The sequence below is a fragment of the uncultured Bacteroides sp. genome, assembly GCF_958445495.1.
Taxonomy (GTDB): Bacteria; Bacteroidota; Bacteroidia; order Bacteroidales; family Bacteroidaceae; genus Bacteroides.
The window spans coordinates 41,790-54,593 of record NZ_CAUCSQ010000009.1 but is presented as its reverse complement, the minus strand read 5'-3'; the positions used below and the strand labels follow the sequence as shown (position 1 = coordinate 54,593).

Here is a 12,804-nt window from a genome sequence, read left to right as displayed (position 1 = left end):
GTTCCACAACTGTCGGACGAAAGAGAAACAGTTATGGAACGAAAGGTTGACAACTGTGGAACGAATCAAATGATTCATAGCGGACGGTAATATCCGGTAAGGGAAGGAATAAACTTTCAGTCAGTGCCGGCAACCGGCCGCCGGCGCTTATATGACAAGGTTCATTCTCCCGCCATCAAAAAATCTATTCTGAATAAATTATAAACCATTAAGCCAGATGGCAAATTATATGCTAACTTTACGGCATGAAAAAGAAATTCCAACTCGAAGTTCCGGGAGGAGCCGACAAGATTCTGCTTCATACCTGTTGCGCTCCCTGTTCGTCAGCCATTATCGAATGCCTGATGCAACACGGCATAACCCCCGTCATTTACTATTGCAATCCCAATATTTACCCATTGGAAGAATATCATATAAGAAAAGACGAATGCACGCGCTACGCACAATCTTTAGGATTGGAAATCATAGACGCCGACTATGACCACGAAGCCTGGCGATGCCAAATGGCAGGCATGGAACAGGAACCCGAAAGAGAAGGCCGTTGCCTGCGCTGCTTCAAGGCCCGCTTGCTGGAAACCGCCCGCTATGCACACGAACACGGCTTTTCCGTAATCACCACCACCCTTGCCTCCAGCCGTTGGAAAAGCCTGGAGCAGATAAATGAGGCAGGGCGATATGCCGCGGCACACTATCCCGACGTCACCTACTGGGAACAGAACTGGCGCAAAGGCGGGTTAAGCGAACGTCGCATCGCCATCATCAAAGAATACAATTTCTACAACCAGCAATATTGCGGTTGCGAATTCAGCATGAGAAAAAAAGAAGAGTAAAACGGTACACCGCTACCAGTACATAACAATCATACCGATGAGGTCCGGCACGCAATTCTTCTATTTTCTCTTTTATATTCCTATTTCCTAGACTGTTTAAGACAAAAGCAAACCCATGAATCGAAGTAAAAAAGGCAAAAAAAAGAAATTATCCTCCAAGAAACCGCGCTCCGGTTATAAATTAGGATGTATCATCGCCCTTATTGCGCTCATTCCCGTTTTCTACGGCATCTATCTGTATTGCCGGCAAACCGGCGGCATAAAAAAAGAGGAGCCAACAACAACCGTATCAGCCCCAGTCCCGTCCGGCAAAGAGCTGGACATCCCCGTATCGCTGACTCCACGGCAAGAGCAAATCATCCGCCACACCGGATATACCGTTTCTTACAACAAAGACCTGAAACTCCCCAACTGGGTCTCTTACGAACTGACCCGGGAAGAGACAAAAGGAAAAGTGAAAAGAAGCGACCGTTTCATTGCCGACCCGTTGGCGAAAGGCCCCATCGCCGCCAACACGGACTATGCGCGTTCCGGATACGACAAGGGACACATGGCGCCGGCAGCAGACATGAAATGGAGCCGGACAGCCATGAAAGAGTCATTCTATTTCAGCAATATGTGTCCGCAACATCCACAGTTGAACAGAAGAGGATGGAAAAAACTTGAAGAGAAAATCAGGAAATGGGCCGTAGCGGACAGCGCCATCATCATCGTATGTGGTCCCATACTGGAAAAACACCCTAAAACAATCGGGAAAAACAAGGTGGCGATACCCAGGCAATTTTTCAAAGTAGTCCTCTCCCCCTTTGCCAAGCCGATGCGCGCCATCGGTTTCCTGTTCGGCAACAAACAGTCGGTAGAGCCGCTTTCCACGTATGCAGTCACCGTAGACAGCATAGAACAGCTCACCGGCATGGACTTCTTCGCCCTTCTGCCCGATGAAATAGAAAATAAAATAGAAGCGGAAGCGAACTATTTCCAATGGCCGAATTAACCGAGGCGCCGTAGCTCTCCCGCAAACCGCACGGGAACCTCCGGCGTCCCTTCCTCCGTACCGGTACAGGAATGTAAAAGGAGAAAAACGCCGCGGAGGGAAAGATTCATCACGGAAAGAAATTCCTCCTATCCGAATTTCTTCCTATCTTTGGCACGGATAAAATGAATGTCTCAAAAATGAAAAAGAAAAAGATTTTATTATCAGTTCTGGGCGTCATGTTCTTTCTTTGCGCCGCCACGGGAGGAGTCATCTATTACTGCCTGTTCGCCCCGCAATTCCATCCGCCTAAAACCGTATATATATATGTAGACCGTGACGATACCGCCGATTCCATCTGCGACAAAGTGAAAAAGTCGGGACATGTCAACCGGTTTGCCGGATTCCGTTGGATGGCGAAGTACAAAGAACTCGGCAGGAACATACATACCGGACGCTACGCAATCCACCCGGACGACGACGTATATCATGTGTACAGCCGCCTTTCCAGAGGTTACCAGGAACCCATGAACCTCACGATTGGAAGTGTCAGGACGTTAGGAAACCTGGCGCGGAATGTGGGCAGGCAGCTCATGATAGATTCGGCAGAGATAGCCCGCCAACTGTTCGATTCCACCTTCCAGAAAAGAATGGGCTACAACCGCATGACTATTCCGTGCCTTTTCATCCCCGAAACTTACCAGGTGTATTGGGATATAAGCGCAGAGGATTTCTTCCGCCGCATGCAGACGGAACACAAGCGTTTCTGGAACAAAGAACGCCTTGCGCAAGCCGCCGCCATCGGAATGACTCCGGAAGAGGTGTGCACGCTTGCCTCCATCGTTGAAGAAGAGACCAACAACAACGAAGAAAAGCCGATGGTAGCCGGGCTGTATATCAACCGCCTGCACAAAGGCATGCCTTTACAGGCGGACCCGACCGTGAAGTTCGCCCTGCAGGATTTCGGCCTGCGCCGCATCACCAACGAGCACCTGAAAACCGAGTCGCCCTATAATACCTATATAAACGCCGGACTGCCGCCGGGCCCCATCCGCATCCCTACCAAAAAAGGGATAGACAGCGTACTGAACTATACCAGGCATCATTATATTTACATGTGCGCCAAAGAAGACTTCTCCGGCACTCATAATTTCGCCTCCAACTATGCCGACCACATGGCAAATGCAAGAAAATATTGGAAAGCGCTGAATGAAAGAAAGATTTTCAAGTAAATCTGTGATAAAATGAACCGAAAAAACTATCTTTGTCCGATAGATTAACAAACTGTGAGCAACACTAATAAAAGAAATATATGAGCAAGCAACTCTTACTTGGCGACGAAGCCATTGCACAAGCTGCACTGGATGCCGGACTCTCAGGCGTCTACGCCTATCCCGGCACTCCTTCAACAGAGATTACGGAATATATCCAGATGGCGCCCGTTACGGCGGAAAGGAATATACACAGCCGTTGGTGCACTAACGAGAAAACAGCTATGGAAGCCGCGTTAGGCATGTCCTTCGTCGGCAAACGGGCATTGGTCTGTATGAAACATGTAGGTATGAACGTAGCCGCCGACTGTTTCGTCAACTCCGCCATCACAGGTGTAAAAGGCGGGCTAATCGTGGTAGCGGCGGACGACCCCAGCATGCATTCCTCCCAAAATGAACAGGACAGCCGTTTTTACGGAGATTTCTCCCTCATCCCGATGTACGAGCCCAGCAACCAGCAGGAGGCATATGACATGGTATATAGCGGGTTCGAATTCTCGGAAAAGACGGGCGAGCCTATCCTGATGCGCATGGTGACCCGACTGGCGCATTCCCGTTCCGGTGTGGAACGCAAAGAGCAGAAACCGCAAAACGGCCTGTCTTTCAGCGACGACTCCCGCCAGTTCATCCTGTTGCCGGGAAACGCCCGCAAGCGTTACAAAGCGTTGCTCAACCGCCAGGAAGAGTTCATCAAAGCCTCCGAAGAATCGCCCTACAATAAATATACGGACGGGCCGAACAGGAAACTAGGAATCATCGCCTGCGGCATCGGCTACAACTACCTGATGGAAAACTATCCCGAAGGTTGCGAATATCCCGTACTCAAAATCGGGCAATACCCGTTGCCCAAGAAACAAATCCTGCAGATGGTCGAGTCATGCGAAGAAATCCTCGTCCTGGAAGACGGGCAGCCTTTTGTGGAAAAACAACTGAAAGGTTATCTGGGAATCGGGATTAAAATAAAAGGACGCCTGGACGGCACGCTGTCGCAAGACGGGGAGCTGAACCCGGATTCCGTAGCGCGCGCGGTAGGAAAAGAAAACCTGTCGGAGTTCAGCGTTCCCCCGGTTGTGGAGATGCGCCCGCCCGCACTTTGCGAAGGCTGCGGACACCGCGACATGTACACGACACTGACCGAAGTGCTCAAGGAAGAATATCCCTCTCACAAGGTATTCAGCGACATAGGATGTTACACATTGGGAGCCAACGCCCCGTTTAACGCCATCCATTCGTGCGTGGACATGGGGGCTTCCGTCACTATGGCGAAAGGCGCCGCCGACGGAGGGCTTTTCCCCGCCGTAGCCGTAATCGGCGACTCCACATTCACCCATTCCGGAATGACAGGCTTATTGGACTGCGTGAATGAGAACGCCAACGTAACCATTGTAATCTCCGACAACGAAACGACCGCAATGACCGGCGGGCAGGATTCTGCCGGAACAGGACGCCTGGAAGCTATCTGCACGGGCTTGGGAGTGGCTCCCGAACATATCCGCGTCGTTACCCCGCTGAAAAAGAATTACGAAGAAATGAAGCAAATCATACGCGAGGAAATCGAATACCGCGGCGTATCCGTCATTATTCCGCGCAGAGAATGTATTCAGACATTAGCACGTAAAAAAAGAAGCAAGTAGACCATGAAAAAAGACATTATATTATCAGGAGTAGGTGGGCAGGGTATCTTGTCCATCGCCACAGTAATCGGTAAAGCCGCTCTGAAAGAAGGGCTTTACATGAAGCAGGCAGAAGTGCACGGAATGAGCCAGCGCGGGGGAGACGTGCAGTCAAACCTCCGTATCAGTGACCGTCCCATCGCTTCGGACCTGATACCGTCCGGAAAATGCGACCTCATCATCTCACTGGAACCTATGGAAGGGCTGCGTTATCTCCCCTACCTCAGCCCGGAAGGCTGGCTGGTAACCAATGAGACCCCGTTTGTCAACATCCCCAACTATCCGGACAAGGAGAAAGTCATGGAAGAAATCGACAAGCTGCCCCACAAAATCGTGCTGAACGTTGACAAGGTAGCCAGAGAGACAGGTTCCGCACGGGTTGCGAACATCGTCCTGCTGGGAGCGACTATTCCATTTCTGGGAATCGACTATATGAAAGTACAGGACAGTATCCGTGAGATTTTCCAGAGAAAGGGAGAAGCGATAGTGGAAATGAACCTTAAAGCATTGGCCGCCGGCAAAGAAATAGCGGAAAAACGAATGCAATAATTATCATTTGTCATGAATACACAATATTGGGAAGAAGAAATAGAAACCATGAGCCGTGAGAAGTTGCAGGAGCTGCAGCTTCAACGACTCAAAAAAACAATCCATATAGCGGCGAACTCACCTTATTATAAAAAGGTGTTCAGCGAACACAACATCACCGCCGACAGCATACAGACTTTAGACGATATCCGCAAAATCCCCTTCACCACCAAAGCCGACATGCGGGCTAACTACCCCTTCGGGCTAGTGGCGGGCGACATGAAGAATGAAGGGGTGCGCATCCATTCCTCCAGCGGTACGACAGGAAACCCGACCGTCATCGTTCATTCGCAACATGACTTGGATTCCTGGGCAAACCTGGTGGCGCGCTGCCTGTACACCGTAGGTATCCGCAAGACCGACGTTTTCCAGAACAGCTCCGGATACGGCATGTTCACGGGCGGACTGGGATTCCAGTACGGCGCGGAACGGCTGGGCTGCCTGACAGTCCCCGCCGCAGCCGGCAACAGCAAACGCCAGATAAAGTTCATCAATGATTTCAAGACTACCGCCTTGCACGCTATCCCCAGCTATGCCATCCGCCTTGCGGAAGTTTTCCAAGAGGAAGGGCTCGACCCTAGGGGAACGACCCTCAAGACACTCGTTATCGGGGCCGAACCCCACACTGACGAGCAGCGGCGCAAGATAGAGCGGATGCTGGGCGTGAAAGCGTACAACAGCTTCGGAATGACGGAGATGAACGGCCCTGGCGTCGCTTTCGAATGCCTGGAGCAAAACGGGATGCATTTCTGGGAAGACTGTTACCTCGTGGAGATTATCGACCCCGAAACCTGTGAACCCGTTCCCGAAGGAGAAATCGGCGAGCTGGTGCTCACAACTCTCGACCGGGAGATGATGCCCCTAATCCGTTACCGTACCCGCGACTTGACCCGTATCCTTCCGGGAAAATGCCCGTGTGGCCGCACCCACCTCCGTATAGACCGTATCAAAGGACGTAGCGACGACATGTTCATCATCAAAGGTGTCAATATCTTCCCGATGCAGGTGGAGAAGATTCTGGTCCAGTTCCCCGAATTGGGCAGCAACTACCTGATTACTTTGGAGACTGCTAACAACCAGGACGAAATGATTGTCGAAGTGGAATTAAGCGATTTGTCTACAGACAACTACATCGAACTGGAGAAAATCCGCAAAGACATCACCCGTCAGTTAAAAGACGAAATCCTGGTGACGCCGAAAGTAAAACTGGTAAAAAAAGGTTCGCTCCCGCAAAGTGAAGGAAAAGCCGTCCGGGTAAAAGATTTAAGAGACAACAAATAGTTTTTTAAACACACGGATATTTTTTAATTATTCATTGTGCTGATATCCCGCAATTCGCTTCTTCATCATGCGGAGAGGGATATCAGCACATTGTCAAATCAACACACTGGTTATATATGCAACTGCTTAAACAAAGAATCTTGCAAGACGGAAAATGCTACGAAGGAGGTATCCTCAAGGTAGACAGTTTTATCAACCACCAAATGGACCCCGTTTTAATGAAATCAATCGGAGTCGAGTTTGTCCGCCGTTTTGCAGCCACCAACGTAAACAAAATCATGACGATTGAGGCAAGCGGCATCGCTCCTGCCATCATGACCGGTTATCTGATGGACTTGCCCGTGGTTTTCGCCAAGAAGAAATCGCCCAAGACCATACAGAACGCATTAAGCACCACCGTACACTCATTCACCAAAGACCGCGACTATGAAGTCGTCATCAGCGCGGATTTTCTCACTCCCGAAGACAACATTCTCTTTGTGGACGATTTCCTCGCATACGGAAATGCCGCGCTGGGTATCCTCGACCTTATCAAACAGTCCGGAGCCAACCTGGTGGGAATGGGGTTCATCATCGAGAAAGCCTTTCAAAACGGCCGAAAGGTATTGGAGGAACAGGGTGTCAGGGTAGAAAGCTTGGCTATCATTGAAGACTTGTCAAACTGTTGCATCAAAATCAAAGACAGGTAACTTTCATCCGGGGTTGAAATATTGTCCCTTACCCTTCGTCTTCTTTCCGTACTGCACCGCTTGTTGCGGACAAACATGGTAGCATGCCAGACAAGAGGTGCAATCGGTTCCCCAAACGGGCCTCTCCTGTTCCATCGTTATGTTGCCCATCGGACAGCTCTTCTCACAACGCCTGCAAGAAATACAGGCATCGGTCACATGAAAATGTTTAGGAGACATCTGGAAACGGTTGAATAAAGGATTGATAATCCTTGTCTTAATAAAAGGAAAACTCCCCTCATGGCAGGCAAACCTGCATTCCTTCCCGCTTATCCATCCATTGATTGTATCGAGAAGCGGAACGGTGTCCGCCAGTTTCTTCTTCTCCAGCTCCTTATCGTCCACATCAAAACCGGGAAGCAATACGTAGTTATTGGGCATGCACACGGAAAAGCCGGCATGGCATTGCCATCCTCTGCCTTTCAGCGCTTTTTCCAAAACTTGCCGGGTAAGTCCGGTATCATCCCCGCAGGAACAGACGAAGAACAAATATTGCCCTTGATAAGCCTTCAGAGATAACCGGCGGATAAAGTGCAGCACGATTTCAGGAGGAGCCCATGAATAAACGGGAAATACGAAACCTATCTTCTCGTCTTCACGCAAATGGAACTCGGTCGTTCCGTTTTTCAACGCATCGGGGATAAAGACCAGCTCTTCTTTCTGCCCTTTGGAAAGTTGATTTGCAATCCATCTGGAATTGCCTGTACCTGAGAAATAAAATATCATAGAAGAATATATAAAAAAGCCGTACCGACGATGTGATGAAACTCTGATAGAACAAGATTTGAGTGCCCGTCTCCTTTGTAATCCGCCGGCTAAAAAGCTATCCCGAAGGATGCGGCCCGCCATTGAAGACTGAAGCTTTCTCGGTATATCAGATTAATTTGAAGAGTTTCCCGATCCAGTCGATACGGCTAATATTTTAGTATCACAAATATAATAAGAATCCCAGAGAATAGCAAGAAAAAAAGAGATTTTGTTTACTGGCTAACATTTTTTATTCCCTTCATCCCCTTTTCATCTCCCATATCATTCGCTCCGTAAAAAAACAAAAGAATAGTCCGAAAAGTCAACTTCCCAATTTAAAAACCTATAATCTATGAGATTATAAAAGAACACCATTAATAAACCGCAAATCATCACTTCATCACTTTTCCCATTAGGAAATAAGAGCTATTTCAAGTCCCCTACTCTATTTTTGAATGTAAACTTATAAAAGAATACTATTGAATAAACTGCAAATCATTTTCCCTGTCAGGGGAACAAGAATTATTTCAAATCTTCCACTCTCAAAATGCAAGCCCATAAAAAAATATCATCTATAAAACAAAAACTATTATTTCCTCCCTGTCAAAGAACAAGGATTATTTCAAATCTTTCCCTCTCAAAATACAAACCTATAAAAGAATATCATTTATTAAAAACAGAAACTATTATTTCCTTCCCAGTCAAAATAAAGACTATTTCAAATCCCCTACTCTTAAAAATACAAATAACCGAGCAGGAGGAAAACAAAGAAAGCCTGCACTCCCTCATACCATTCAGATTCCGTCCTATCTCTTTGAGGCCAGTCATTAGCACAAGTTTTCTACATTCGTCCTTTCATAAGGTAACTTTCAGGTACTATCGTTTAATTATTAGAGTCTTTCATGGAACATACCGAGAACTACACTACTATGACTTCGGCTGACTTCTCACGGCAAGCTTTACTCCACACATTTCGTAAAAAAATAGCCCGCACGTCTATGAGACCTCTTCGGATAAGGGCATTATCTTTCCATCTCATACCTGCTTCATTTACACCAACCGTTCCGAATAGCTATAGTTCAGTTTGTTGTGCAACCTTACCCACGGTCAAATGCCTTATATGAAGTTTCTGTCTGTCAGGCCAGATGTTTGCCATCGGCTTTTTTCAGATTCCAACTCACGATGAACACCTTTGCCATTGGCAGTGTGATTCCCGCTATTAGGGCTCACTAGGGACTTGCACCCGTTAGATAATATTCATACCGAGCATACGCAAAAGGGGCTGTCCGATTTTTCGGACAGCCCCTTCGTAAGTCATAAATTGTTGATAGTTAAGCAGCTTTTGCCTTAGCTACTACAGCTTTGAAAGCTTCCGGGTGATTCATCGCTAAATCAGCCAAAACCTTACGGTTTATCTCGATACCGGCTTTGTGCAAACCGCCCATCAATTTGGAATAAGACATTCCTTCAAGACGTGCAGCAGCGTTGATACGTTGTATCCAAAGAGCGCGGAAGTTTCTTTTCTTATTTCTACGGTCACGGAACGCGTAAGTCAAACCCTTTTCCCAAGTGTTTTTAGCTACGGTCCATACATTCTTTCTTGCACCAAAGTAACCTCTGGTTAATTTCAAAATTTTCTTTCTTCTTGCTTTTGAAGCAACATGATTTACTGATCTTGGCATAGTTTTACTTTTTTTGAATGTTAGCGCCGCTACTTCACGCAGCGAACTTCAGGCTAATGCATTCGGTTAATACTTTAATAATACTTTTACGCTTTTGATTACTTCATTGCTAAGAGTTCCTTAACCTGGCTTACATTTGTTGTATCAACAGTTGTAGAGTAGCACAGATTTCTTTTTCTCTTCTTAGTTTTCTTAGTCAAAATGTGACTGTGAAAAGCGTGCTTTCTTTTGATTTTACCTGTTCCGGTAAGGGTAAACCTTTTTTTAGAACCGGAGTTAGTCTTCATCTTTGGCATCTTACTTGTTTTTAAATTATTAAATATATAATGGCAACGCACTATACCTGCGCGTTACGCATCCTTTCTTATTCTTCACCCATTTCCGGCTTCTCTGCTTTTTGTGCAGGAGCAGCAGGTTTCGGTGCTCCGGCTGTTGCAGGCTTTTTAGAAGCTTCTTTCTTTTTCGGAGAAAGCTGAATAGTCATGCGCTTACCTTCCAGTATCGGCATTTGATCTACTTTAGCGTAGTCTTCCAGATCATTTGCAAAACGAAGCAAAAGCACTTCACCTTGCTCCTTGAAAAGGATGGAGCGACCTTTAAAGAATACATAAGCCTTCACCTTATCGCCATCTTCCAAAAATCCTTTAGCATGCTTCAACTTAAAGTTGTAATCATGGTCGTCTGTCTGGGGTCCGAAACGGATTTCCTTCACATTAACCTTAACCTGCTTCGCTTTCTGTTCCTTCTGACGTTTCTTTAATTGATAAAGAAATTTAGAATAATCAATAATACGACAAACAGGGGGTTGAGCATTAGGAGAAATTTCCACTAAATCCAATTCTTTTTCTTCAGCCATTTTCAGAGCCTGAAAGATTGGATATACTTTCGGTTCAATATCATCGCTTACTATGCGAACTTCCTTGGCACGAATCTGTTCATTGATTCTGTATTGCCCTTTTAGAGTGTCATTCTTCATTAAAAACGTTTACTTCCTAGTTTGATCTTTTTATTGTTATACTAAATATTTTATTCTGAAACGGCTGCAAAGTTACCATTTATTTATCATATTCTGAACTTCTTCGTTCAAAATTTTAGCAAATTCTTCAAATTTCATAGTACCTTTATCACCCTCTCCCTGCCTGCGAACAGAAACCTCATTGTTTTCAGCCTCTTTCTCGCCGACAATCAACATATAAGGGATACGTTTCATTTCATTATCGCGAATCTTGCGGCCTATCTTTTCGTTACGGTCATCCACAATCGCGCGAATCTCATGCGTTTTCAAGTACATTTTCACTTGTTCGGCATAGTCGTTAAACTTCTCGCTGATTGGCAGGACCACTACCTGTTCCGGCGTCAGCCACAACGGGAACTTCCCGGCCGTATGTTCAATCAACACGGCGACAAAACGTTCCATAGAGCCGAACGGAGCACGGTGAATCATCACCGGACGGTGTTTCTGGTTGTCAGAACCCATATACTCCAGTTCAAAACGTTCCGGCAAGTTATAGTCTACCTGAATAGTTCCCAACTGCCAGCGGCGGCCGATTGCGTCTTTCACCATAAAGTCCAGCTTAGGACCGTAGAAAGCCGCTTCTCCGTACTCAATCTTCGCGGGTAATCCTTTTTCCTCGCAAGCCTCGATAATCGCCTGCTCCGCCCTTTCCCAATTCTCGTCGCTGCCGATATACTTTTCGCGGTTCACCTTGTCACGCAATGATATCTGAGCCTCGAAATTCTGGAAATTCATGGAACGGAACACGATAGAAATGATATCCATCACACGCAGGAATTCATCCTTCACCTGGTCCGGACGGCAGAAGATATGCGCATCATCCTGGGTGAAGCTGCGGACACGGGTCAGCCCGTGCAACTCGCCGCTCTGCTCATAACGGCAAACCGTACCGAATTCAGCGATACGCAACGGCAAATCCTTATACGAGCGCGGGAAATTCTTATAAATCTCACAGTGGTGAGGGCAGTTCATCGGTTTCAGGAAATATTCCTCTCCCTCTTCCGGTGTATGAATCGGCTGGAACGCATCCTTTCCGTATTTCGCATAGTGGCCTGAAGTCACATACAACAGCTTATTGCCAATCGGCGGCGTAATCACTTCCTGATAGTCATAACGGGTCTGGATACGGCGCAAGAACTCCTGCAGGCGCAAACGCAATGCCGTACCTTTCGGAAGCCACATCGGAAGCCCTTTTCCCACCGTCTCGGAAAACATGAACAATTGCATCTCCTTGCCGATTTTACGGTGGTCGCGTTTCTTAGCCTCTTCCAGCAATGCCAGATACTCATCCAGCATTTTCTTTTTAGGGAACGTGATGCCGTAAATACGGGTCAGCATCTTCCGGTCTTCATGTCCCCGCCAATATGCACCCGCCACGGTTGTCAGCTTTATGGCCTTAATCGGGGCGGTAGTCATCAAATGAGGACCGCGGCAAAGGTCGGTAAACGCTCCCTGGGTATAAGTCGTGATATGCCCGTCTTCCAGTTCGGAAATCAACTCGCATTTATATGTTTCTCCGCGGTCGCCGAACATTTTCAAAGCGTCCGCCTTGGATATGCTCTTTCTGACAACCGCCTCCTTCTTTGCAGACAGCTCCATCATCTTGGCCTCGATAACCGGAAGGTCGCTTTCCTTAATCACGGCTTCCCCCGGGTCCACATCATAATAGAATCCATTCTCGATGGCCGGCCCGATACCGAACTGGATGCCCGGATAAAGCTCCTGCAATGCTTCAGCCAACAAGTGGGCGCTTGTATGCCAAAACGCATGTTTACCTTCCTCGTCATCCCACTTGTAAAGTACAAAATCCGCATCTTTATCAATAGGACGTCCCAAATCATAAATCTCACCGTTCACACCGCATGCCAATACTTCCTGTGCCAAACGCGAACTGATACTTTCAGCAATTTGCAAACCGTTCACTCCTTCGTTATACTCACGGACGGAGCCGTCGGGAAATGTTATCTTTATCATAATATGATGATGTTATATTTTCACAATTTGAACGCAAAAGTA

12 protein-coding genes are annotated in these 12,804 nt (G+C 47.2%); 7 read left to right on the top strand and 5 right to left on the bottom strand.

Translation table 11 applies throughout. The annotated features are described in order from the left end of the window. The first annotated feature begins 245 nt into the window (after positions 1–245). The 7 genes from Q5076_RS04955 (at position 246) to xpt (ending at position 7,305) form a co-directional block, all read left to right on the top strand. Positions 246–830, top strand: a complete 585-nt coding sequence (locus Q5076_RS04955; RefSeq protein ID WP_303011304.1) for an epoxyqueuosine reductase QueH — start codon at positions 246–248, stop codon at positions 828–830. Between the two features lie 115 nt (positions 831–945). Beyond that, positions 946–1,824: a DNA/RNA non-specific endonuclease gene (locus Q5076_RS04950; RefSeq protein ID WP_303011302.1), complete on the top strand. Its 879-nt coding sequence runs from the start codon at positions 946–948 to the stop codon at positions 1,822–1,824. A gap of 179 nt (positions 1,825–2,003) precedes the next feature. Continuing rightward, positions 2,004–3,035: an endolytic transglycosylase MltG gene (gene mltG, locus Q5076_RS04945; protein ID WP_303011301.1), complete on the top strand. Its 1,032-nt coding sequence runs from the start codon at positions 2,004–2,006 to the stop codon at positions 3,033–3,035. A gap of 80 nt (positions 3,036–3,115) precedes the next feature. Next, a complete protein-coding gene (locus Q5076_RS04940) occupies positions 3,116–4,708 on the top strand; it encodes a thiamine pyrophosphate-dependent enzyme (RefSeq protein ID WP_303011300.1) in 1,593 nt (530 codons plus the stop codon). Positions 4,709–4,711: 3 nt separating this feature from the next. Beyond that, positions 4,712–5,296 carry an indolepyruvate oxidoreductase subunit beta gene (locus Q5076_RS04935; protein WP_303011299.1) on the top strand — a complete coding sequence of 195 codons (585 nt, stop codon included), beginning with the start codon at positions 4,712–4,714 and terminating at the stop codon, positions 5,294–5,296. A 12-nt stretch (positions 5,297–5,308) separates the two neighbouring features. Next, positions 5,309–6,616: a phenylacetate--CoA ligase gene (locus Q5076_RS04930; protein WP_303011298.1), complete on the top strand. Its 1,308-nt coding sequence runs from the start codon at positions 5,309–5,311 to the stop codon at positions 6,614–6,616. A gap of 116 nt (positions 6,617–6,732) precedes the next feature. Continuing rightward, a complete protein-coding gene (xpt, locus tag Q5076_RS04925) occupies positions 6,733–7,305 on the top strand; it encodes a xanthine phosphoribosyltransferase (protein ID WP_303011296.1) in 573 nt (190 codons plus the stop codon). A gap of 3 nt (positions 7,306–7,308) precedes the next feature. Here the strand turns inward: xpt and Q5076_RS04920 are convergent, their stop codons facing one another. The 5 genes from Q5076_RS04920 to thrS all read right to left on the bottom strand — a co-directional run bounded on the left by Q5076_RS04920 (position 7,309) and on the right by thrS (position 12,762). Further along, positions 7,309–8,070 (bottom strand): EFR1 family ferrodoxin, encoded by a 762-nt coding sequence (locus Q5076_RS04920; protein WP_303011294.1) that lies wholly within the window; start codon positions 8,068–8,070, stop codon positions 7,309–7,311. A gap of 1,352 nt (positions 8,071–9,422) precedes the next feature. Continuing rightward, positions 9,423–9,773: a 50S ribosomal protein L20 gene (rplT, locus tag Q5076_RS04915; protein WP_004297540.1), complete on the bottom strand. Its 351-nt coding sequence runs from the start codon at positions 9,771–9,773 to the stop codon at positions 9,423–9,425. A gap of 98 nt (positions 9,774–9,871) precedes the next feature. Beyond that, complete coding sequence (gene rpmI, locus Q5076_RS04910; RefSeq protein WP_004326827.1) at positions 9,872–10,069, bottom strand: 50S ribosomal protein L35; 198 nt, start codon at positions 10,067–10,069, stop codon at positions 9,872–9,874. A gap of 68 nt (positions 10,070–10,137) precedes the next feature. After that, positions 10,138–10,749 carry a translation initiation factor IF-3 gene (gene infC, locus Q5076_RS04905; protein WP_004326826.1) on the bottom strand — a complete coding sequence of 204 codons (612 nt, stop codon included), beginning with the start codon at positions 10,747–10,749 and terminating at the stop codon, positions 10,138–10,140. A gap of 72 nt (positions 10,750–10,821) precedes the next feature. Continuing rightward, entirely contained in the window at positions 10,822–12,762 is a 1,941-nt protein-coding gene (gene thrS, locus Q5076_RS04900) for a threonine--tRNA ligase (RefSeq protein WP_303011291.1), read from the bottom strand. Between the last annotated feature and the right edge of the window lie 42 nt (positions 12,763–12,804).